A 22,436-nucleotide genomic window follows, 5' to 3' on the forward strand; every position below is an offset into this window, starting at 1 on the left:
AGAAATTGCGCCTTTTCTGTTTAAAATACTTTGTAAACGACGATTCGCAAAAAATAAGGATCAAGCGGAAAAGTTGGTGGATTTTTTAGGCATATATTTTCGATAATCTAAATAAGAAGAATTTAATATCCCTGACGCCTCTCGAAGTTGCCCTAAAAGCTTTGATCTTTGCATTGAAAGATTCTGCAGAGGCATTCGTGGATCTGTTAATAAAGAAGTTAAGGATGTATAGATAATGCGATTGAATTGATCTGGCAACAGTTCTGAAAGAATCAATTTCGCATGTTTCTACCTCATTGTACCATATGGCCAATCTTTTAAAGGCCTGTTCCTTACTTTTACATACGCTGAATATATCTCCCAGTTTTTGGGCGATGTCATATGCGTTCTTTAATTTGGGATATCTTTGAAAAAGTAGCACTGCTCTAAGGCCCTGATTCGGAGTCCATTTTGATGGATGTTTAAACAAAAGATATCTACTCCGTGCCAGCAATTGCTTTAACGTATCTCCATTGGCCAATACTTCTGGCTGGTAAGCAGTTTTGTTCTTTTTTGCCTTGACAATACCCTCATTTTCTGAATCGATAGCTTCCAAACGATACTTTATCCTAACTTCCTGAACTGCATCATAGGCTAATTTCTGAACATGGAAACGATCAATTACCCGATGTGCATTTACAAAACACCGTTTTACCGCCAATTGCATATTGGCCGCCATATCCATGGTTACTTCCTGAACCCGTTTTCTTAGTCTTTCCGGAATCTTTTTCAGTACAGATATAATGTTTTCGGCAACTGTACCCTTGATCATGGCAACAATAGCACCCTTCCTACCTTTGGCTTCCTTATTGGTCACAACAGTATAAAGTTCACCATTGGATAAAGCTGTTTCATCAATACTTAGCCTGGGACTTACATTCTTTACAAAAAGCATCCAATTATCCGCATGTCCTTTCTGACCCCAATGACTATAATCGCTAATATGCTCTTTATATTGCTCCTGGAGCTGTTTGCCGACAATTTGAAAATAATGTCCTAAATGATAGCAGCTAATGGGATGGTTATCCAAATATTCCTTTTAAAAAAAGACCGAATTCCGTAGTCATCCGAGCCCCTTTTCTTACTAAATCCCAATCTCTACTGATGATATCGCCAGTCTTTTTTACTGTCCACCTACGCCTTTTTATGCGCAGTGCAACTTTCTGCCCACGGATAGGAAAATCCTGAATGGCAACTTCAGGAAGAAAGCCCTTTGATTCGAGATCCATTATCTGATACCCTGAAGGGGCTATATTCTTCTCTTCCAGATAAATTTGAAGTTCTTTTAACTCTTTTTCTACTTTGAGTATTTCGAAATAATCCAGGATACCTGGTGGTAATAAAAAGCTAATTAGGGTCTGTTCAGCTTGATTCAAGGGGATTCGTAATTGTTATAAACTACAAAAGAAAGAAATTATTTAATTCCCCCCAACTTTTCCGCTTGATCCCTGAATCTGACATAAAACAAAAAGGAACCCAAACCCCTTTCTATCAAGGTGCTTACAAAGGCAAGCATTTCCAAAAATGACTAATTTCTTGATTAGTCTCTAACGATGATCTTATTCATGGAACTAAGTTAAGATTTATTTTCTAATTTAATTAGTAAGTTAGGTAAAAAACTTTCGCTAAATCCCGCAACTATTGAAAAAACAATGTAACCATACAAAGGGTTTTGATTTTTTACATTTAAAAAACCAAGCGCCAGGTTTGACTTTACTATAAAAAATACCGCTAGCGCTCCAGCCACTGATATAAAAACGCGCTCCATAGCATAAATAACAAATATATACCGGGGAAGCGCGCGGGCAAACACCATTTCGCGCAATCTCCTGCTTATGGATATGAAGCCGCCGACGGCGCCTGCTGTGGCAATATAGATAAATTGCTCCAAATTTTTAACAATAGTAATTTTGTCGATGTAAACAAAAAAGGATATAACGAGTCCCAAAATAACTATAGATAAAGCGCTCACCAGGTAAATGATACGGCTTAAAAACTGGTGTCGGTATTCTTTGTTGACTTCATCAATCAATATGCCGAACTGTTTTTGAGCCTCGGTTACCCCACCACTGAGTGCCTGGGAAATCAGATGCGCCACACGTCCTTTATATACCACCGGATCCAGTGCTTTATACATATCACGCTTAGCATCTGCAATACAGTTCCGGATGGAATTGTATTTATCCATAATTTTGTTTAGATCCTCATCTTCTTCAGTATGAATATAAGTACGGATGGATTCTGCAATATTTACCGTATCGATCTCATAAACAAAATATTCACTGGCTTCAATGAAAACTTTTGTGATTTCATAGTTTCCATCATTCTGCCCTACCTTGATCATTTCCATCGCAACTTTGCGCTTTTCCTGGTAAATGCGTCTGGCTTCTTCTTTTTCGTCTTTGATCTGCTCGTTTGGTTCAGCTGACTGCTGGGGTGCTATAGGCTCAGCTTCTTGTGGATATTGAGTGGTATTTTTCATTAAAATTAATTTAGATGATGCAAAGATAATAAAGGTTTGAATAGAAATGAATATGCCAAAATATGCAATAAAAGATCGAAACCTTTTTGGCTCTACTAAAATATCATCCCATTTAGTATTATCACTTTTGATCAAACAAAAATTTAAGCCATGAAAGAACAATCCAGGTTCAATAGCGGCTTCGAGGGTAGCTTTTAGCAAACATAGATTTGCGACAAGAAAGAACAAGATCTGGACTAAAAGTATGGTTAATGAATCTCTTTTTCGCTAGCCGTAATTTATTATGGCCGGTTTATAGCGAGTATTCAGTAACTTATTTAATGGGTAAGATTTATACTTTGTTTCTGTTAACAAAAAATATTGATAGGTTTCATCCTGGCCTTGCAATTCAGCCCCGATTTTTTTGGCTGTACGTAATGAATTTTCGTTTCCCGGCAGAATACGTATATCTAATTTCCGGAAACGCATTTGATGAAAAACATAAAATAAAATCCCTGTTAGCAGCTTGCTGGTGAGCAGCATTTTTTTGGCTTCTATCGTATCAGCAACCATCATACCCAGTTCTGCAGAATCATCGGTAAGATTTTTGATCAATGCCACGCCCAGCGCCTCTTCGTTGCTGATAACCATAAAAAGATGAACCTTGCTACTTTCAATCAGGTTTTCTCTTACCCAGTTAAGATGGCTTTCGTAGGGAATTTTGTCGCTATTGCTCATCCCCATACGAACCTCGTGGCGATTGATCAGGCTGTACAGCATATCAGCATGCTGCGACTTGAACCGTTGTAAAACTATATTGCCGACACGAATGCTCATAAGTATCGTTTTACGATTTGGCAGGCGTTGATCAGCTGTGTCAGATCAACCTGGTAGTTGGGGAATAACCTTATATGTCTGTCGTAAAAGCTAACAATAATCTTATTGGTCATAAGCTCGTTAACCACGGCGTTCATATTATCTGGAGATCCCATATCGATATTCCATAATGCGCCCTTACCAGATAAGCCATGTGCAGGCAAATGCTTTAAAATACAATCTTCTATGCGGGTAATATGTAAAGCCACATGAAGTTGCTTAAAAGCATTCAGGGTGGCGATTATGGATGAACATGCCAGGGGATGGTTAAAATAAGTACCTCCCCCGCGAAACGGCTGAAGAATAACAAAATCGTCTTTTAGTAAAATTGCGGAAACCGGGAAACCGTTACCCATTGCTTTTCCGGTTAAAACAATATCAGGTTTCAGACCATAGGTTTTATGGAAAAAGGGAGTGCCTGTTCTATAGAAACCAATGAGGATCTCATCATATATTTGGATCACACCGTAATGCGCAGCTAACGCTCCTAAACGGCAATAAAATAATGGAGAAGCTTCAAAACCGCCACCACTCATCTGTATGGGTTCTATAATCACCGCTGCAACATTACCCGATCGCATATGTTCTTCGCAAATGTTGAGTATATCGCTTTCCTCTTTTTCACCAACAAAAGGAACCTTAATTATCTGATCGGGTGTGCCAGGATAAGAGTCAAAACCAAGCTGACTGGTAAACAGGGTTTTGCCATGCATGCTTTTAGCAAAGCTGATGATCTTTGGGCGCCTTTTTGAAGTGAGAGCCATTTTTATGGCAATTTCGACTGCGTTTGCGCCTGAACTATAAAATCCGTAAAGATAATAACCATCCAAATAGTTCTCCACGATCTGTTTCGCCTGGGCAAATATTTCTGTTTCAACAAAGCCCGGAGCGCTATAATTCTGGAGCTGCTTTACCTGCCCTTCTATAACGCCGGCAAAATTATGCCCGAGGCTAACGGAACCATAACCCATGCAGAGGTCAAAATATTTTTGTCCTGAAGCGTCTACCAGGAAGTCGCCATAGGCGGCTACAATTTTCATTTTTAGCTCATTCATTGGTTTGTGGGTTAAGGTTTATCTGCGCATGGTGTTAGGATCAGATCATATTTAAATGATTAGAAATTGGGTTTGTCATTCTCAAAGTCATACATCCATATCGGCCTGAAGTATTGTTGCTGCTCCGGCGTTAAAGAGTTTACAACCGCGGTATTGAAACCCGGTTTGTGAAACTGCATACCAAGATGGTTGTAAGAAAAAAAAGCCGACACTCTCGGCTTATCTTCGTTTTGCCAGATGGGACCGCCATGGGCTACGTTTTCTGTAAAGATGATGGCAGAACCCTTTTTGCATGTGATGTGGTGTAAAAATGGCGACTGCTCCCCCTTGTTAAGCGAAACCATATTTTGCGGAACATTGTAATTTGATTTATGGCTGCCTGGTAAAAAACATGTTCCACCGTCTCCCGCCTCCACATCATTGAATTCGTATACAACGCGCAGCATACCTGAATAAATATTGCCGTTGCTGTTAAAATACCGGAACATGGGTTCGGGTGTAGGCCCCCCATGGTGAAGGTCCATCGGATGCCGGCCTCCTTTCTCGCGCCATATTACATAACCATAATCCATTCTTACATGCGGGCCCAAAAGGGTATTCAGCGCGGCGACAACTTTCGGAGGGTTGATCAACTGTGCCAAATGTCCGCCCGGAACGTAGCGCGCTTCTTCCGGAAGAAGCGCCGGGTTAAATTTCATTTTAAATATCTGTTCCTTAATTTTTTCGCATTCATGAGCGGGGATTACATCTTCAAGAACCAAAAAACCGTTCAGGTCAAAAAGAAATTTTTGTTCATCAGTCATCTTGATTATTTATTTCATAAATTATTTTGGTTATCTCCAGGCCTGCCAAAGTTCCGGTGTTCATCGCATTTAATACATGTGCTTTAAAAGGATGATCAGCAAATTGACTGATATGGACGTAAATCAGCATATTATAAAAATCCATCAGCAGCATCAACGAAGCGGTGTCTATTGTAGTGTTGCATTGCTTTTTATAGCCTGTCAGCAAGTTTTTGATAAAGTTCTCAGCAGCTATCTGATAGTTATCTTTGCCTGCCAAACTCAGCAGCGTGATATGGATAGTGATGGCTACATCGTATAAATATGGGGCCAGCATACACTCATCAAAATCAAACAGATAAAGCTTTTTATCATAAAAATGCATGTTCGATTGCGTGAGATCGCCGTGTATAATTCCCCATTCCTTTTGAATAAGCTGGCTTGAAAGTATTTCGGCCCATTTATTTTTCAGCAATTCAAGAATATGTGGTTCTTTTTTTATACGCTGTTTGGCAAAATTTATCAGCACATCTCCGTCTAATTTCCGGTAATAATGTTTATTGGGATCATATTGCCTGCTAAAGTTACGGAGCGAGCCCATCGTTTCACCCCAAAGCTGAATGATGCTGGTCTGCGCAATGCTATCCCGGTTTAAAGGCAGCCCCTTAATCAGTTCAAACATGCACACAATTACCTGCTGCCCGTCTACACGGACTTGTTCGGCCAGTTTATGACCAGCAGACCGGATCACTTTTGGAACAGGTACTTTTCCCTGCAGAAATTGCATAAATTCAATTTCACCCAGTATAGAATCTATATCGCGGTGCTCAACCGGGGTAACACGCATTACCGCCGGTTCTGCATTGATCGTCACCTGATAAATATCATGGTTGGTACCATTCAATTTATGGTGCGGTTCGGCTCCCCAAAGTGCAGCTGCCGCATTGATTACCATATCAGAAAAATCAGCATTCATTAATCATGATTTGTTTGTCGGTATAACCCGGTTCAAGTACTTTGTGTGATATCGTTGCGCGCCGAAGATGTTTATCCACCTCCGTTCCGATATCGATTATATTATATTTTTCAACCGCAGTTTGCCTTGCCTGCTGCGACATCGCCGACAGTTTTTCAGGAGCGGATGCGATTTCATGCATGCACTTGTAAAACCCTAACCAGCCATTTCCGTTACGATTAAGCAATCCATTTTTTTGATGATTGACAATCTCACTTAATCCGCCGGTATCGTTGGCAATAACGGGTAAACCCGCTGCCATGCCTTCAACGGCGATCATCCCAAACGGCTCATACCTTGATGGCACCAGCATCACATCCGCAATCGAAAACAAATTCGCTAAATCTTCCCGCGTTTGCCATTCTAGAAGATGATAGTTTTCTTTAGCAACATCCTTCAGCAGAAACTCATACTTTTCGGTAGGACCGATGGCAATGAGATAGACATCTTTTTTATCACACAACAACCTTCTGAAGGCACGGAACACAATGTCGGCACCTTTGATATATTCCGAAAAGCGGCCGGATGTTAAAAAAACAATCGGTTTGCGGCCATTGATCAAGGGAATCTGAAAGGCGGAACTGCCCCTGTTCACCTCAAGGTCATTTATTTCGATGCCGTTGCTGATTACAGCTACCGGCGATGAAAGCTTAAAGCCATGATTAAAAGCGCTGCAAAGTTCATTAATTGAAATAAAAATATTAAGGGCGGCACCCGAAGCAGCTTCTACCTGCGGTTTAGATAGCAGATTTTGCTTTGCAACCGACATTTTCTCAATGCCCCCATAAGGCGCAAACAATAATTGAAAATGGTTTACAATAGTCAAACCAGGCAATTGTTCTCTCAAATATTTTACAATAAAGCAACCAAAGTGTAGCCCGCCAAGGTTATAGATGATATCGAAGTCGTACGGGTTAACATTGGTAATCAGGAAGTGTTTCAGGCCATCCACTGTATTGTATATATGATCAGGTACAGCAATATGCAGTCCGGGATCTATATCATCGGTAGCACGTGCCAACAAGGTCATATCGTGATATTTGCAAAGTTCACGGATCAGCAAATGCGCAAACACTTCAGATCCGTTCCGGAAGGAGCTGCTGTAATATTCGGTGATAACAAGTATTCTCATTGGTTCGCAGAATTTATTTGTTTAAACAGATTTTTATGATTGCCCCATCGCTGAACAAAACGCTGATAGTTTTCAGCGAAACGATCGTTCCTTTGATTATTATAGTGCAACACACTGGCATTACCGGCGTAAACACACTTAAAATCCCGGTAACGAGCCTTCAAACAGAGATCTACATCCTCCATTTGACTCCCTTCATACATTTCATCAAAACCGTTTACGGCAGTCATTACTTCTCTTTTTACGATCAGAAATGTGGATGGCAGCCAGGTGACTTCTGAAATATACTGATATCTGCCGTCGTCACTTTCTCCAATTCCGCGGGGTACCGGCCGCTGCTTTTCGTTAAAAAACGGATCTGCACAGAAAATTTTCTGGTCCTCGGTTATCAGTCGCGGACCGATAAGGCTTGCTCCATGTTCAGCCATTACGGCTAGCATGGTATCCAAAGCTTCTTGGGATGTGATTTCGGCATCATCATCTATGAAGCAGACCAAAGGTTGTTTGGTTAAGCTAAAACCTTTGTTGCGGTTAACTGAACTTGAGCGTTTCTCATCGATGACGTGAATAGCTTCGTTTTTTATACCGATCTTCCGTAAAGATTGAATACACCTGTTGAGGATTCTTTTTGAGTAACCTTTTTCAACATTAAAAACCCTGGCAAAGAGTATTGGCTCCTTCAACTCATAAAATAAAACCTTAATAGTTGCCGAATTATGCCGGGCGGGTATGAATGTAAGTGACAAGTTAAGATCCTGCCCCCCGGACTCTGCTACCCACTCGATTGCAATAGACACCGCTTTTGAAATTTCCTGTTTTCCCTTCCATTCTGCCTTGCCAGCAGCAACAACGTTACCCATAGCTGATCCTGTTATTTGAATCTGCAGTGTGCCTTCAACATGTTGTTCACAACTAAAGCTTAATTCAATACGCGAGAAAGGGACCAATTCTGCCGGAAACTTTTGCACGAAGGAATTGTAACCTGTCAGTTCAAAATATTGCGGCATCTGCCCGGAAACGGGCCGTCTTTGCGCGTAATGAAGTTCTTTCTCATCGGCTTCGTAAAACGCGATAACAAAATCGATCATGTCTTTTGTAAAAACAGGCATTGACTTCTGCTCATAAATAAATGGCGGCTGCGCATTTACCCGCTGAAGCGGAAGGCCGATGCGGTCTATCGTTTTATCGGCCAGGCGCCTCCACATTTCATACGCACCTTCAGGTTTAAGCAAGTGGCTGGTACGTTTAGAATTGAGCCTGTAGTAGTATAACACTTTGTCGTAAAGTTCTATAGCACCTTTTTCTTCAAGCTTTAAGTAAATATCACAATCTTCACCGGCGTAATAAAAATCAGGAAAACCCTCCCAGCCGCTGGTGGAAGCGTATGCCTTGCGGTTAAGTAAGGTAGGCTGGCAATGGTTATGCAAATCGGTCACCATACCATGCTGGTAATTACGGTTCTCAAAAGGAAACCACTCGTCCATATCAACTAAAACCCCATTCTCATCAATGTATCGTCGCTTTGCCCTGATAATACTGGCCCATGGTTTTAAGATTGCTTCACCGGAAAGGTCTTCAACAATTGTAGCGCCTAACATGTCATCATCATCCAGTGGTATGATATAATCTTCAACAGCACCTGCACTCAGCACATGGCGCGAGCGGGCAATTCCCTGGTTGGAGAAGAAGAAAACTTTCAATTTGGGATGCCCCAACTCGTGCACGATACCCAATATACGCCGTGACAGGTCGTCACCCCCATCCCACAAAAGATAATAAACCCAACGGTTGGAGGTTTGATACAGTACTGATTCGATGCACGGAATAAGCCAGGCACCTTTAAAAACAGGGGTTTCTATTGATACGGAAGGCAGATTATTTCCGGAATCGGGTAATTGTGCATCATGTGCCGCCCATTTAATTAACCGAATTTTGAACTGTTCAAGATATAGTGCTTGTTCGCTGCTTCCTAACTCTTGCACGTTGCACTGGGGTATATTTTCCATTTTAAACACATTCCATGGAGCTGCACCCCCCATTGATTTACCGGTATTTATCAATTCTTCTACCTGCACTCCTGCTTTCTTCTCCCACTGAAAGCGACCTTTGTAATCACAGTTGATGCACGTATTTGTTTTTCCGGCCAAAACGGTGCACATGCCCTTATACATTAATAACTGTTCGTAACTGCTTTCAAATAGGTTAACCCCCACATCCATTCCTTTAACGCCAGATGGGCATATCAGCAACTCCCCTTTTGAGTTGATGACAATGGTTTTGTTAGCTATTTCGCAGCATGGCGAAGAACTTTTAAACTGAGCGGCCACATTTTCAGGTAACGAAGTACTACCTGCTTTTGCAGGGCCAAACAAAGGTTCGGCAATATTGATATTTATGCTTTTTAACTCGATAAACCTGCGATGCGTATAAAGCCGCTCATTGCTTTCGGGCCATATTGAAATATTGATCTTCGATTCAGGGTGCAGGGTATTAAAACTGCCTATCATTTTGCTTATAGCGGCAAGTTTTTCTTCTTCGTTATCGCAGGTGATGATCAGATTAAGAAATCCCCTGAAATTGATGTAAGTAATTGTTTCAGGATGAAGATCCTCTACCGAGATCACAAAAAACATGTTCACCGATCTGGCATAACTCCATGAGGTAAACTCATCAATGGCCTTTTGGACATTAGGCCAGGCCGAGCGCATTTGGACATACATGCTTATTGCAAGGATGTTACCGTTAACCAGCTTTGTACAAATTGATTCAATCTTTTCAAGCCCCGCTTTGCTGATCAGCCTGGGGGAGTTCTCTGTTATATCCTGATCATCAACAAGTAGAATAAGATCCATTGGTTATTAATTAAAGGGAATAAGTTTATAAAAGTGCTCTACACCTTCTGCTTCTTCTCCGGTTACAAGGAGGTTAGAAGCAGTAATATTTCTTTTCAAAATGTGACTTACCAGTGAACGGTTAACCGGGTTGACTGCAGAGAAATGGATATCGTAAAAAAGTTCTTTAATTCCCATTTGCGCACTAACATCTTCAAAATGGTCTGCAATCTTTACAAAAGAGCATTCTGTTTTCCATAAAAAGTCATCGATCAGGTTATAAGTTGCTGCATAAGGAAAATCCTGGTAAAGGAAAAAATCGATACCAGGAAAATAGTCATGTTTAAAAAAATCGAGAATGATATGGTGCAAGATCGCGTTATCAGGATGATTGCCTATTGCCGCCGGGGCAAGTATAATTTGGGGCTTGAACTCGTTGATAGCATTGTACACAGCATACTTCAGCGCTGCTGCAAGGTCGGCAGGCAAACCCGGCATCGATCCCGTATCCCATCGATTTTTTCTAACACTAAAATCAGGATAGTTTAAAAACTTGTTGGTACAATTGCAAAGCTTCGCCGAGATTTCCGCTTCATCATACCTTAGGGCTGATATTTCCTCATCACTTTTAAACAGCCCGGTTAACGTGCAATCTGCAGTATTCGAAAAACAGATAAGATTTAGAATTTCCTTATCCTGCCATTTTAAACAGGCACCTCCAACAGAAAGGTAGCTTGTTTGCGGATTGGGCGCAATTACAAGTACCTTTTGCCCCTCGTTACGATTAACTTTTTGAACTAATGGAAATGGAAGCTCAATTATAAAAGGGGTCAGTTCTGTGAGCAATGCCGCTCCTGCATGCGCTGAAATATCTTTCAGCGAGTTTACTCCGTTACATAGCCGGCATACTTGCTCCTCTTCCATTGTGAGAGGGCGTAACTTTTGACTGCCAAAATATAATGCGTTTTGTATGACAGTGACATGTGGCAATAAAAGAGGGTATATATCCCTGCTGCTCGTTTGATCCATCGAAAAAAAAATTATGAATTTGCCAACATGTTCAAATCGTGCATATACACGGCTTTTATTTTAAAAATGGGATCCTTAATGGTTTTTTTAAACTCCTGATGCAAGGGGTGCGAAGCAAGCTGCACGGCCCGGCTCAGGTATTCTTCTTCTGAGTAAGTGCCCCAATTGAGGATTTGCTTAAAGCAAATAAAATCTGCAGAAACCTGCAGTCCGATCTCTACAAAGTCTTTCATTTCCCTGAAATTATTTTCCTGCACTACAAAATGCAATTCAAAGGATTTTATCTTTCCCGCTCTTCTTAATTTGCCCACAAAATCGAGATTATCAAGCAGTATATTCCAGTTTCCACCGCGGTTCAGCATATAAGTGGGTGCACTGCCCGCATCAACAGAGATGTCTATTTTAGAAATGGCTGTATTACAAATAGAACCCCAGGTTTTAGGTGTCAATAAAAGACCGTTAGTTGATAGCGTAATGTGAAGCTGGGGGGCCGTGCTTGGGTCAAAACTGCGTAAAAACGAGTGAAATAATTGACTGCCAAAAGGGTCGCCACTGCCGGTAATGATCAACTCCTCCACATTTTTTAGCGACCGGTTTACTACACGGTCATGAATAGTTTCGGCATTTTCTTTAGACTTTCCTTTAAGCACCACCATGCCTTTTCTGCACGATGGGCAGCTTAAATTGCAGGAGCGATCATAAGACATATTTATCGTAAGTGGCCCCTGTTCAACGCGGGTGATATGATGATCAATAAATTCCCTGTGCCTTGGATTTTTAACTTCCTCTTTTAGGGGCAGGGAATTGCTTTGCAAATAACCGCATGTTGCCTCACTGCAATACCTGAAACTGCCGTCAAGAATAGATTCGCGAATGGCTATCGCCCCTGGAGAATTCCAGGTGTCCATAAACGTATCAGAAACCAGGTCGCCCGCCGCTTCGGGTAATGTTTGCGGGCAGCACAGATACATTTGGCCCAATGGGTCTATCTGTGCAAAATCGAAAGGAAACTGGCAAAAACGACCGTGAAATTTATGCTGGTGATTCTCCGGTCTGGGCAGACCGATATTGGTTGAAGCTGTTGCGTCTGCCGGTGGCAGGCCCGCCAATATTTTTTGTAATTCGATGCCTATAGGATCCGGGCTGCCGGGTGCATTTAAAATATCAGAAATTCCGATCTTACAGATAACAGCAACACTTTCTGTCGGAAGCGCTGACTGCAGTTGCGCAACCAGGCGCTCAACCGTTTGATTGATAAGCGTACTGAACGGGACGGATGTGCTCCTCTCCTTTTGACGCTCGATATAAGTTTTAAATATGATCGCAAGTTCAGCTTTATTTGCCGATGGCTTTCCATTCCAATAATTAGAAAGGAATTTTAAGGGTGATGGCGCATTGTTTTCGGCTTCGCGCAGGCATATCGCAGCAACCTCCGTTTTGATGTTTAGAATAGCGTTCGCAAATAATTCCCGCAGGTTGTCATCTTTAACTACCCTATTGCATATTTCGGCCCAATGGCTGTCTTCGATCATCTCCTTTATCATCGCAGTGCTATTTGTTTTTTCAGTTCGGAAGGGCAGAAATCACAATTTCCGCATAAAGTATCGTAGTCGCCTTTTATAAAACCCGAGAGCTTGTCAAATTGTAGCTGCTGCAGGGTTGTGCTGTTGATATTACCGTGAGCTGTAACCCGCTGATAATCCATTGCGCAAAGGCGCATGGTGCCATCTGCAGAAATAAAGGCTAAGTTCTTCGCGATCTTACAAAGGTTGTCGGTCTCATCATGATCCCTAAAAACATCCACCACCACGCGTTGATCGCCGGCATATGTGGTAAAGAACGAATCCATTTTTACTGATTTCATGCCCGCACCAAGCAAGCCGGCCCGGTTATTCACAGGATGCAGCCATATCTGCGTTGCCGAACTACCCTTCCAGTTTTCTACAAACTGATCAACCTCGTGCTCGTTTTGCTCGCAGACTACAAAGCTTACATTCACTTTGATATCAGCGTTTAATTCCTCTTTTATTTCGAGTGCCCGTTCGATGTTAGCTTTTACTTTATGGAAGTTCTTCATGCCCATCACCAGCTCATGTGTGGATCCGGTAGCAGCATTGACGCTGAAATTAACGCTTTTTAACCCGGCCTTAACCAATTGCCTGAAGATGTTTTCGTTCATCAGCGCACCGTTACTGGTCATGGCCACGTAGGCATTCGCAGCGGTGAGTATTTCAACAATCCGCTCGATTTGCGGATGCAGGAGCGATTCGCCGATACCACACAATACCACCAGCCGCTGCGGGCCGTTTTTAATATTATTGGCTAAGTTTTCAACAGTACTGACGGCGATAAATGATTTCACATCAGGCATTACCGAGCGAGGGCAAAAACCACAAGTAGCATTACAGCGTGAAGTCACTTCCAAATCGATAACGAGCTTATTTACATCGCTCATGGTTTGATATTGGAAAAATTTGTTTGCCGTTATCACCTCCCGCTTTTGAGCAGCGTGCGTATATGCTGCCATTGCGGTTTGGAAGTTGCCGTCGAGTCCAAATTTCCTGTCTTTTATTTCCCATCCCCCTGGGGTAAATCGCTGGTCTATATTTTTAAAATGCCCCATTGCTTCCTCTATCTTAAATTCAAGTGTGAGGTTTTGGGTAGACAGTCTTCTTAAGTAAAGAGGCGCATTTATCATGCCTACTTTTGCACCCGCCTGGTCGATATGATGGAATAAAAGGGTATCCTCTCCTGCATTTCGCAACGAAGAATCTGCAACGTATCCCCCCAGTTGGTGCAATAGTTTCTTTTGGATGATATAGGGTTGATTAACCTCAAAGGTATCATTTGAGATACCGTCTATAAGGTAGCGTTTTCTGGCCTGGAGCGAATGTTCTATTAACCCGATGATCTGCGTATTTCCGCGAAATACAAAGGTTTCGGGATTGGCGGAAACAGCCCCTGCAAAACAACGTAACGAGTCGGGTACCAGCATATCATCATCATCAATCGGAAATATAAAATCGCCGGTAGCTTGCACCGCCAGGTCACGCCTGGTCGGCCCGGTACCTTGGTTAGCCTGAATATAATAAGACACACGGGGATCGCTGATTTTCGATAGTACCATTGCGATCTTTTCGAGTTCGGCTTGTGGAGGACCATCTACCGCGATAAGCAGTTCCCAGTTGGGCCATACTTGTGCCATTACCGAGTTGATCATCTGTTCAACAAAAGCCGATTTAAATACCGGGCAAATGATGCTGAATTTGGGTCCGTCAAAAGCCTGATCGCCATCAGCCGGTAATTTAACCCGGGCAAAGTAGTGATTGGTTTTTATCCTGAACTGTGACGGCACGGCAGATTTGATCTCTTCCCCCTCTCTTGCCAACAGGGTTTCGTAATCAGCAGCAAGTGCTTCGGCGGAATTGAGTATCCTATTTCCTGCCCACTCACGGCCATCAAAATTAAAGCCGTTCAAATTCATCCGTTTTGATTGAAACTCATTTTTGCGGCCATTGGCGATCAGAAAGAACTCTGTTGTTTTATAGGCTGTATTTGTTTCAGCAGCAAGTGATTCAGCAGGGACTAAATAGCAGCAAGAAGTAACAGCACTATCCCTGCCTTCATTTTCATCGTTACCAAAAATAAAGTCGGTGCCGGGACCAGATAAATTGTAAGCCGTATTTTTTGAGGGCGAAAAACCCATTATAGTGGTTATATCTTTAAGTCCTGATAAAACCACATCATCAATAAACAGTACGTTTGCGGCTGATGATTGACTAAGGTGTTGAGCTATGGTTTGGCCGGCGTGGTCATCAATTGAATATTCAATTACCGCACCGGAATGCCCATCCAATAATTGAGATAAGTTAAGGCTGCGACCTTTTTGCGTTTTGCGAATCAGTATGTCGGTCATGGTCAAATGGGGTCATGTTTACCTGCGAATTCCATTTTTAATAATAATTCTTGATGCCCAGCCATATGGCTCCATCGTTCAGTGAACTTGTCGAAGTTGCGCCATATGATGCGGTGCTTTTCCTCAGTTGCTTTCTGCCTGTAGGTAGAATGTCCATAGTGAAATACAAAGCAATCTTCAACAATTGCCAGTTTGTACGCTATTTTTCTTATCTGGCAGCACAGATCTAAATCTTCAAAGTAGCCATGCTCATAAACATCATCAAAAATGCCAATTTCCTCAAAAAACTGCCTGTTAATGGCAAAACACATTCCTGTTAAATAGGAAGTGTAGGTAAATCCTTTTTTGAGGCCGGAAGCGGCACTATTTAATAACTGCTTTTGATCGTCAGTTGGCGATGGAAATTCAAATCTTAAATGCTGTAAAGCTTCTCTGAACTGAAAAAGATCTGTAGGATGGTTAGATACCGGTCCTACAGCTTTAACATCAGTGAAACGCTCTAACACTTCTATTAGCTTACTGTCAAATGCCATAGCAGGTATGGTATCATTGTTCAACAATATCACATACTTGCTTTCGCAATGGCGCATTCCTTCCCTTACAGTTTTCTTGAACCCTTCGTTGACCTCCTTTTTTATAAACTTAAAAGTAGCCTCGCAGCGATTCAGGTAGGAAAGTACTTTTTCACACTCATGCGCGTCTGAGCCATCGTCCACAACAACCAGGACGCAGTTAAACGTCATGGCGCGGATAATGGCATCTAAACACTGTATGGTTAACTCACTTTTATTAAAAAAGGGAATTAAGACATCGACCATGGATGATGCGTCTGAAAACTATGATAAGAAAAAGATGAGCAGCAAAAAAGCTTAGCGTTGTTGAGCGGCAAGTATGGCACGCCTGCAAATAGCTGCTTTAATGGCACTTGCAACCTGCGCATGATGAGCGTGAATTGCCTTTTGAAGTTGCGCCATTTGAGCATGCTTTAAAATAATCGCTTCGGCTAAGGTCTTCATTTTCACGTGCTGACGGATCACTGAACGTGCAGCTTCAGCACATTCTGCATATTTAGCTGCTTTTTGTTCTTCAAGAGAAAGGTTAGCATTTTTTGACTTGGCCGAAACAAGTAATTTTACTTTTTCAACCATCGTTTTGGCTTCTTGGTGCCCCAGCTGAACAGTTGCAGAAAGTTTTGCCATTGCAGCGTGATGGCTATGTAATGCGGTTTGGATCAACCCCATTTTCATGTGTCCGTAATGTAAAGAAAGGTTTGCTGCTTCTGCCTGAGCGTGTGTCAGGTGAACAATGTCAAGGTCGTTAAGATAAGAATGGTTTTTCATTTTTTTGAGAAGTTTAGATTGTTTTGCTGTTGAACAATAATTTAACTTATTGTTCTCCAACAAGTTAAATATACGAATGATTTATTAAAATACAAATAAATAATAATTTTTTTTTCTTTATGATTTGCTTTTTATTTACCAGGAACATGCTGGCTGAAAACATCATCAAGCACCATTGCCGGTGTTGGCAGATTTTTCTTTCTTTCGCTTTTCCATTGGCGGCAGTTATCAATCACTTCCGCTCTTTTCTGCTCAGAGAACAACATCTTGCGTATTGAAGAAAGAACTTCTGCTTTGTCCAGAATCTCTGCTTTACCATAGCAATGCCCCAGCTCGAAAAGCTCTTCAAAAGCAATACATACCTGATACATGCCATATGGCCATACCCAAAACGGGAACGCTCCCCCTTTAAAAAACGACCCGGAAAGTAATGCATTGTTTTTTCCAGAGTTCATGAGCAACATTGCGGGCGTTTCTAATTGTATAGATTCTACAATACATGATATAAACGAATCCGTAAGGTAAAGGTCTGAAGCATTAATCAGGCTTAAAAAATCTTCGTAAGGTATTGGCGGCAGGATAATTACATTTTCCAAGGCTTCAAATTCGGGGATCTTTTCTGGTAAAATAGTGAGCACCTGTATACGGTCGGCCGCCAGTTCGCTAAATATTTCGCCCAGGTAACCGAAATAATTGGGATAATGTTGCTGTATGAAATAAAAACGATCTTTAGAAAGCGGGTAAAAAATGGTCTTCATGCCCGTTTTGCCTTCCCATTTAGAAATAACCCTGGCAGGATCTATCAACGTTGATTTATTGTAAACAGATTCGGCAAAAAAATGTCGTGCATTTGCAGTTAGCGGGGGGATAGACATGTACCTCAAGGCATAAACCCAGTCTGGTACAGCAGAAAACGGTATAATGTGGCCCGATTGGGGCATGATATGATTAAAGCCCGATTCAAACGGATCAAAAGAAAAGACCGGTATGCTTACATCCTCCTTGTTTAAGACAAATTTACCGAATTTACAGCTGTTATGTCCCGGCAGGTTCCAAAAGGAGTTGGTTGCAAAAATTATTGCCTCGGCAGCGAATTGATCAACAGCTTCCAGGATCGTTTTCCTGATGTCGCGGTCTTTATCAAAAGTCAGGTAACTATCCAGACTACTGATGTACGGCACCAGGTCCGGATCAAGGACAAAACTGTAACTATAATTTTTGCGGCCCAGATCCCTTATCCAGCTCAGGCACAAGGCAAGATCTCCCATGTTGGTTTTAGACGTAACAATGTACAGGATTTTCTTTTTCATAGCTATCAGGTGCAGGTGATTGTCGTGGAGATGATGCACTAAATTTAGTAAATTATCTTTGACAACAATCCTTTTCTGGGTTTCACAATCAAAATTGAATAAAAATTAACGTCATTTTATATTTATTTATATATAATATTAAAATTACACATAATTTGTAATATAAATACAATTAAGTATAATTAATAATACTTTAAATAACGATATTATTCTATATTTAGAATTCTTTAATCTTAATACTCTTGTCATATAAAACAATTACAATGTACTAAAACCAGCGGTTTAAAATAATTCAGTTGGCCCTGGCAGAAAAAATTAATTCCCTTCAAAATTGATCCGAATGCCTTGATTTTAACATTGAATGATTTGGTAAACCCACTCTGATCGTAACTACATAAGTAATTGAATATATGATATTTATGATTAAATACTATTCTTGAAACACCATTAAAAAATCTAAATACAATTGTATCAGCCTTTTCCGCCGGGAAGCTATTTGCGGTAATCTGCAGAAGTAAAAGACAGGCTCCGTATATCTTCAAGTGAAAAAAAACCGAAAATGATTTTGCCTGTACATACAGCGAGAACTCGTTTGATGCGCTGTTCTTACAGCTTTATTATTTAAAGCTTCATTTTAAATTTTTAAATCATTTAATTATTTGGAAATTAAATTTATATGTATTAATTTTATTCATAATATTAGTTTTAATAATACAATTTATTTATATATTAATTACTAAATTTTTAACCATCTAAAAAAACAATTCTATGTCAACCTCATCGACACCATTAGACGTGACAGTAAGTCCGTCGAGTCCGCTGTACATCACGGACACTAACAATCAGTTCGGAACAGTAACCGTTTTACCTGGAGGGCAAATTTTTGTCCAGACAACAGGTAAAATTTCTATTGCTGCCCTAGTCAAATCAACAAACAACAATGCGAAAGCGTTAGTTTCACAACAAGCCACCGGAGATATCAATATTCTTGGTGCACCAGGTGCGGCAGGCACAAATGGTACAGCAGGTGGAAACGGGCAGAATGGCGTTGCTGGTCAGAACGCAAGTTGCAACTGGGCTTCCGGATGTAACGATGGTTCTAATGGTACCAGTGGTGCCATCGGTGGTAATGGTGGTGATGCCAGTGATGGCGGTGCTGGCGGCGATTCTCCTGCTACTACCATGTATATTGGTAAAGTTACCGGTACTTTCTCCGTTGTAGGCGGAGGCGGTAATGGTGGCAACGGCGGTGCGGGCGGTAACGGCGGTAACGGCGGTAATGGTGGCAATGGCGGTAATGGCGACAGTTCCGGAGCCTATTCCCGTGGTGGCTATAACGGCGGTAACGGCGGTAATGGCGGAGCTGGAGGAAAAGGCGCCAATGGTGGCAATGGCGGTAATGGTGGTTTGATCAACATTACTTACGGAAGTCTGGATGCAGGCTCTCAACTGATTGCTCATCCAATAGCTGCTCTTCCAGGAAATGGAGGTACCGGCGGTATTGGAGGTACCGGCGGCACAGCTGGTACTGGTGGTTCATCAGGAGGCGCAAACGGAACCCCTGGAAATACGGGTTCAAATGGTGTATCTGGATCAAAAGGTAGCAATACCGGCCAGGCTCCTCAGATCAATATTGTGCCAGGCAGTTAATTCATCATTTACATTGCAAGATTATTCGTTTGCAATCGCAATTTAAACTATTCCAACCCCACGGCTGATCTATAAATCGACCGTGGGGTTTATAAGCGCCTCAATCAAAATCTAATTTATCCTTTCCGCTCAACTTTAAAAAATTATGATTCGTAGTGTACGCCTCGGCCAAAAAGTTCAACGGCTTATTTCGCTTGCTGAGCGCATTCAACCTACGGCCAACTCTCTGACAGATAGCTGTTACCAGCTTCTTGATTGTGATTCCGGCTCCGAAGATTTTATTATTGGCGCTTCCTGCCTGAACAATGATAGTTCACCATTACAACTTTGCATTACCACTTCCGGCAAGGGCGCATCACTTAGGGTTATTGGCGATCCAGGTTCCTTTCACACCACCACCGAGTCGCGGTATCATTCCGCTATCAAAACACTTAGACACGCTATAAACAGTAGTGGAAGCAGTGATTTGAAAGAGATTGCTGAAAAGACGATTGAAATGTTATTGCCAAAAAATGAAGATGACCGTAACATTTACAAACAAGGATTTGTATGGATTGGCACGAGTCCGCAACAGCCCGGAATTGCTTTCTACCTGGAAATGGCCCCCCTTAGCCAGGAAAAAGGATGGAATACGGTAGTTGCCTGGCTCAAAGGAGTTCTACCTTCGGCCCATGATGCCATGATCATCATAAATAAACTAAAAGAACACTGTGTTGTAGCCAGTGCAGGATTAGAGGGCAGCACACTTGAAAATTCAAGGGCGAAGATCTACTTCCGGATGCGCGACACGACAGACTTTCAGCATTTAGGCATCGAGCTGCTTTCATCACAGGAAATGAAAGATTTTCTTGCCATTGCTACAGAAAAATATAAAACAGATTTAAATGGGTTGGTAATGAGTGTTGGCTTTAATCTCCAAACCGGAGCGCATGCAGATGTAAAAGTTGACCTTTGTGGCCATTGCCTCAGATACACATCTGCTGAATGGCACACCATTATAAACCAATTAACAACGCACTTTTCGATTACGCCTGTTGATACCGGCATCATGCTGGACAGTCAGGAATATCATATTGCCTTCATCGGGTTTGGACTTACTTTGGATCAAAAGCCAAGGTTGAATCTATATCTGAAGCATGATATACAAAGTGGCATGCCTGAATCAGACGAAATATGGGGAGCGCTTAAAGATTCGATGCGCTACCTGATATCCATCCAGAACGAAAATGGCAGCTGGGATGATTATCATCTGCCTGTGGGCACTTCAGACCAATGGGTTACTGCATACGCAGCACATGCATTGGCACAGTATGGCAAAAAAAGCGGCAATAATGAAGCTATTGATGCTGCAACAAAAGCGGCCAACTGGCTTGCAGCGCAGCGGAGCTACCATTCCGGATGGGGATTTAATGCCAGAACAGGGCCCGATGCAGATTCAACTGCGATGGCCGTTGCACTGTTTGATGAACTTGGTCTGCCTGTTGAGGCAGCTGATCGTTTATTTTTCAGGGAACACTGGCGGGAAAATGATTGTATTGCCACCTATACCGAACCTGATGCATGGGCAACAGGTCATTGGGATGTTACTCCCTGGGGTTATCACGGAATGTCTGTGGAAGATCAGACAACATTTTTTGATCCGTTTCAAAAAGCTTTGCACACCCACCGGATGGACAATGGCTTTTGGCGTTCCTATTGGTGGCGAAACCCCTATTACAGTACATTCATCACTTTGGAAGTACTGGATCGATTGGGACTGCAGGAGCCGCTGGATACTTATGAATATGATGTATCCTCTATACAGATCGACAACGCTTTTGATCTTGCCTGTTATATCGGCATTGAATGCATCAGGGGTTATGCTGATGAAAAAATAGGCACCCATCTTCGCACCTTACTCAACTGGCAGGCAGAGAATGGGCAGTGGTATGGTTCAGCAAATCTCCGTGTGACAGATAACTTCTGTTACGAGCCCTGGAACAATCCTTCGGGAACATACTATGAAGACAAAAAATCCATTGTTACCACTGCAACTATTATGCGGGTACTTTCAAAAATTATTCCAACAAAAGCACCGCACAACAGCAGCGTAATATATAACTGGATGTGATATTCATTTTTTTTAATCCAATAAATTATGGCACAAAGTGTATTCACTGACCAACAATATGATGCAACTTTCCGGGAGCAGGGATATGTGGTTATGGATCTTCTTACGGCAAAAGATATAGCCGACTTAAAGTCGGTTTTTACAGCAGTTGAGGCGCAACATACGTTTGATATTGTCGCTTCGGTTGTACTCCACGATGTCGAAATGCGACGTTTCATCCATCAAAACGTTTTGCCGGTTTTTGAACGGAGCCTGCTTCCAGTATTAAATGAATACAAATTTGTGTTAGGGAGCTTCGTTGCCAAACGGGCAGACTCAGAATATGGTAAGTTCCCGCTGCACCAGGATCCTACTTTTGTAGAAGAAGAAAACCACGTTGGGCTCAGTATCTGGTGCCCGCTCGTTGACGTAGATAAAAACAATGGTTGCCTTGGCGTTTTGCCCGGAAGCCATCGCTTAAAAAATCTTTACCGCTCACCTACCATGCTGCCTTACCCCGAATGGGTAGACACTATTGAAGCCGGTTATATGCATTATATACCTATGAAGGCCGGACAAGTGTTATTCATGAATACAAAAGTAATTCATGGTTCACCGCCCAATTTAAGCATGGCCATGAGACCTGTTGCTGCAGGTGTGGCCATACCGGCCCATTTACCGTTGCTTTGCTGCCATGTAGATGAGGCAGCAGATCCCGCAAAAACAAGTGTATTTCATGTACCTGACGACTTTTACCTGAGGCATATAATGACTACCCTTCCCAAAGAAGGAACCTGTATTAAAACCCTTCCAACACAAATAGAACAACTTTCCCCTGAAAAGATAGAAAAACAGTTTACTGTTTTGAATTAAAATACCGAGCATACATTTTTTATCCAAACAACGCATCT

General features: G+C 41.9%; 18 protein-coding genes. 3 read left to right on the forward strand and 15 right to left on the reverse strand.

Going from position 1 to position 22,436, the window contains the following annotated elements; translation table 11 throughout:
• Positions 1-85: 85 nt before the first annotated feature.
• The 15 genes from ABEG20_RS08070 to ABEG20_RS08140 all read right to left on the reverse strand — a co-directional run bounded on the left by ABEG20_RS08070 (position 86) and on the right by ABEG20_RS08140 (position 17,786).
• Entirely contained in the window at positions 86-1,069 is a 984-nt protein-coding gene (locus tag ABEG20_RS08070) for a transposase (RefSeq protein ID WP_406826862.1), read from the reverse strand.
• Entirely contained in the window at positions 1,062-1,415 is a 354-nt protein-coding gene (locus tag ABEG20_RS08075; protein ID WP_406826863.1) for a transposase, read from the reverse strand. Before ABEG20_RS08075 ends, ABEG20_RS08070 begins: the two co-directional genes overlap by 8 nt.
• 200 nt (positions 1,416-1,615) lie before the next feature.
• The gene (locus ABEG20_RS08080; RefSeq protein WP_406826864.1) at positions 1,616-2,521 is read right to left on the reverse strand and encodes a hypothetical protein; all 906 of its coding nucleotides are present in this window, start codon (positions 2,519-2,521) and stop codon (positions 1,616-1,618) included.
• Between the two features lie 267 nt (positions 2,522-2,788).
• The gene (locus ABEG20_RS08085; protein WP_406826865.1) at positions 2,789-3,337 is read right to left on the reverse strand and encodes a GNAT family N-acetyltransferase; all 549 of its coding nucleotides are present in this window, start codon (positions 3,335-3,337) and stop codon (positions 2,789-2,791) included.
• Positions 3,334-4,431, reverse strand: coding sequence for an aminotransferase class III-fold pyridoxal phosphate-dependent enzyme (locus ABEG20_RS08090; RefSeq protein ID WP_406826866.1), 1,098 nt, complete (start codon positions 4,429-4,431; stop codon positions 3,334-3,336). Before ABEG20_RS08090 ends, ABEG20_RS08085 begins: the two co-directional genes overlap by 4 nt.
• A 59-nt stretch (positions 4,432-4,490) precedes the next feature.
• The gene (locus ABEG20_RS08095; protein ID WP_406826867.1) at positions 4,491-5,234 is read right to left on the reverse strand and encodes a phytanoyl-CoA dioxygenase family protein; all 744 of its coding nucleotides are present in this window, start codon (positions 5,232-5,234) and stop codon (positions 4,491-4,493) included.
• Complete coding sequence (locus ABEG20_RS08100) at positions 5,227-6,189, reverse strand: phosphotransferase enzyme family protein (RefSeq protein ID WP_406826868.1); 963 nt, start codon at positions 6,187-6,189, stop codon at positions 5,227-5,229. Before ABEG20_RS08100 ends, ABEG20_RS08095 begins: the two co-directional genes overlap by 8 nt.
• Positions 6,179-7,360, reverse strand: a complete 1,182-nt coding sequence (locus ABEG20_RS08105) for a glycosyltransferase family 4 protein (protein WP_406826869.1) — start codon at positions 7,358-7,360, stop codon at positions 6,179-6,181. Before ABEG20_RS08105 ends, ABEG20_RS08100 begins: the two co-directional genes overlap by 11 nt.
• A complete protein-coding gene (locus ABEG20_RS08110) occupies positions 7,357-10,212 on the reverse strand; it encodes a glycosyltransferase (protein ID WP_406826870.1) in 2,856 nt (951 codons plus the stop codon). Before ABEG20_RS08110 ends, ABEG20_RS08105 begins: the two co-directional genes overlap by 4 nt.
• Positions 10,213-10,218: 6 nt before the next feature.
• Positions 10,219-11,115 (reverse strand): PIG-L deacetylase family protein, encoded by an 897-nt coding sequence (locus ABEG20_RS08115; protein WP_406826871.1) that lies wholly within the window; start codon positions 11,113-11,115, stop codon positions 10,219-10,221.
• Between the two features lie 116 nt (positions 11,116-11,231).
• A complete protein-coding gene (locus ABEG20_RS08120; RefSeq protein WP_406826872.1) occupies positions 11,232-12,764 on the reverse strand; it encodes an SPASM domain-containing protein in 1,533 nt (510 codons plus the stop codon).
• On the reverse strand, positions 12,761-15,136 hold the full coding sequence (locus ABEG20_RS08125; protein WP_406826873.1) for a radical SAM protein: 2,376 nt from the start codon (positions 15,134-15,136) through the stop codon (positions 12,761-12,763). Before ABEG20_RS08125 ends, ABEG20_RS08120 begins: the two co-directional genes overlap by 4 nt.
• A 2-nt stretch (positions 15,137-15,138) precedes the next feature.
• On the reverse strand, positions 15,139-15,954 hold the full coding sequence (locus ABEG20_RS08130) for a glycosyltransferase family 2 protein (protein WP_406826874.1): 816 nt from the start codon (positions 15,952-15,954) through the stop codon (positions 15,139-15,141).
• Positions 15,955-16,005: 51 nt separating this feature from the next.
• Positions 16,006-16,536 carry a hypothetical protein gene (locus tag ABEG20_RS08135; protein WP_406826875.1) on the reverse strand — a complete coding sequence of 177 codons (531 nt, stop codon included), beginning with the start codon at positions 16,534-16,536 and terminating at the stop codon, positions 16,006-16,008.
• 71 nt (positions 16,537-16,607) lie between these two features.
• Positions 16,608-17,786 (reverse strand): hypothetical protein, encoded by a 1,179-nt coding sequence (locus tag ABEG20_RS08140; RefSeq protein ID WP_406826876.1) that lies wholly within the window; start codon positions 17,784-17,786, stop codon positions 16,608-16,610.
• A 768-nt stretch (positions 17,787-18,554) separates the two neighbouring features.
• Between ABEG20_RS08140 and ABEG20_RS08145 the strand changes: the two genes are divergently transcribed.
• The 3 genes from ABEG20_RS08145 to ABEG20_RS08155 all read left to right on the forward strand — a co-directional run bounded on the left by ABEG20_RS08145 (position 18,555) and on the right by ABEG20_RS08155 (position 22,398).
• Positions 18,555-19,436, forward strand: a complete 882-nt coding sequence (locus ABEG20_RS08145) for a hypothetical protein (protein ID WP_406826877.1) — start codon at positions 18,555-18,557, stop codon at positions 19,434-19,436.
• A gap of 145 nt (positions 19,437-19,581) precedes the next feature.
• Positions 19,582-21,546 carry a hypothetical protein gene (locus ABEG20_RS08150; protein ID WP_406826878.1) on the forward strand — a complete coding sequence of 655 codons (1,965 nt, stop codon included), beginning with the start codon at positions 19,582-19,584 and terminating at the stop codon, positions 21,544-21,546.
• A 27-nt stretch (positions 21,547-21,573) separates the two neighbouring features.
• On the forward strand, positions 21,574-22,398 hold the full coding sequence (locus ABEG20_RS08155; RefSeq protein ID WP_406826879.1) for a phytanoyl-CoA dioxygenase family protein: 825 nt from the start codon (positions 21,574-21,576) through the stop codon (positions 22,396-22,398).
• The last annotated feature ends 38 nt before the right edge of the window (positions 22,399-22,436 follow it).

Origin of the sequence: Pedobacter sp. KACC 23697 (assembly GCF_045348445.1) — a bacterium.
Classification (GTDB): domain Bacteria; phylum Bacteroidota; class Bacteroidia; order Sphingobacteriales; family Sphingobacteriaceae; genus Pedobacter.